1 protein-coding gene and 1 tRNA gene are annotated in these 1,555 nt (G+C 59.1%); one reads left to right on the top strand and one right to left on the bottom strand.

From position 1 onward, the window contains the following. The first annotated feature begins 160 nt into the window (after positions 1 to 160). Positions 161 to 236, top strand: a tRNA-Thr gene (locus AC6RA4_RS25490). A 175-nt stretch (positions 237 to 411) separates the two neighbouring features. On the opposite strand, the gene AC6RA4_RS25485 is transcribed toward AC6RA4_RS25490, so the two are convergent. Next, the coding region (locus tag AC6RA4_RS25485; RefSeq protein WP_500165117.1) for an aldehyde dehydrogenase family protein at positions 412 to 1,555 on the bottom strand (1,144 nt) is incomplete at its 5' end.

Below are 1,555 nucleotides of genomic sequence, written 5' to 3'. Positions count from 1 at the left end.
CCTCCAATTTTGACCGCACGCAAGTGCAGTCGTCTGTGCCGCTTTAGCTCAGTTGGTAGAGCACATCATTCGTAATTAGCGGGCCACCGCTGGAATGATGAATGAAACCAATGGGCTGGATCGGGAGAAATGAAGTTAGTAGGGCCTTAGTAGGGCCGGAGCCGCTTTAGCTCAGTTGGTAGAGCACATCATTCGTAATGATGGGGTCACGTGTTCGAGTCACGTAAGCGGCACCAGCAACTCTTCCGAAATCGTCCCGAAGCCGTTGATTCTCTGCGTGGATGGGCAGCAACGCATGACGTTGCTGTATCGGTCAACCCACTCGACCGTTCCGGTCGCGACCCAACGGTCAACATTCAGTCCGTGACAAATGTCCTGACGACGGACGGTTATAGCCGCACCTAAAACGGGCTATGCTTCAACCACCTGCTTGACTTGCGTGAAGGCAAGGATGCCTTCCGGACCGCACTCCTTTCCCCAGCCTGACTTCTTGTAGCCGCCGAACGGTGCGGCAAAGCTAATGCCGGCCATGTTGATAGCTACCGTGCCAGATTGCAGGCGTCGCGCCATTTCCCAGGCGCGATCCTGATCCGTCGAGTAGATAGACGCGGCAAGTCCGAAGTCGCTGTCATTTGCTATCGCGAGTGCCTCGCCATCGCCTTCATAGGGAATGACGACCGTCACCGGTCCGAACACCTCCTCGCGAGCAATTGTCATTTGGTTGTCGACAGCGCGGAGCAGGGTCGGCTCATACCAGTACCCGCGCTGGAAGCCCTCCGGCCGTTTGCCGCCGGCAGCAATTTCGGCACCTTCGCTCAATGCCCCTGCCACATAGGCCTCTGCCCGATCGCGACCGCGCTCGACCGCCATCGGGCCTTGATCGACATCTCGAGAAAGCGGGTCGCCCAGAGTGATCGTCTTGTAGCGCTCGGCAAGCGCGCCAACGACTTCGTCGTAGCGATCTTTAGGAGCCAACACGCGCGATAGATTGACGCAGACTTGCCCCATGAAACCGGTCGAACCGCCGACCAGAGTTTCCATGGCCTGATCGAGATCCACATCGTCGAGCAGGATCGCGGGCGACTTGCCGCCCAGTTCCATGATCGTGCGCGCCAAGCGATCGGCCGTGCGCTTGACCACGTCGATTCCGATCGAAGTTCCGCCGGTGAGCGAGACGAGGTCGATCTTGTCATGGCTGACAAGGTGCTGCGTGACTGGCGTGTCTGCCGCCAGCAGCGAGACCACGCCTTCCGGAAATCCCGCCTCGATTACGGCCTCTCCGATCAGGCGCATGGTGAGCTGCGATTCCGGGGCGAATTTGACGACAACGGTGTTGCCGGCAAGCAAAGCCGGGATCGCTTTCATGCCCATCAGCACGATAGGCCCGTTGAAGGTCATGATCGTGAGGACTGGGCCGATCGGCTCACGCAGCACTTTGGCGCCGTCGCGGTCTTCTTCCCATTCGATCTGGCGGGCAAAGTCCAGCATCTGGCGCCAGACCATCTTTCCAACCATGTCGTTGATTATCTCGCCGTGGGCCAAGGTGGGGCCGGAT

Source organism: Salipiger sp., assembly GCF_059781815.1.
This window is presented reverse-complemented; position numbering and strand designations above follow the sequence as displayed.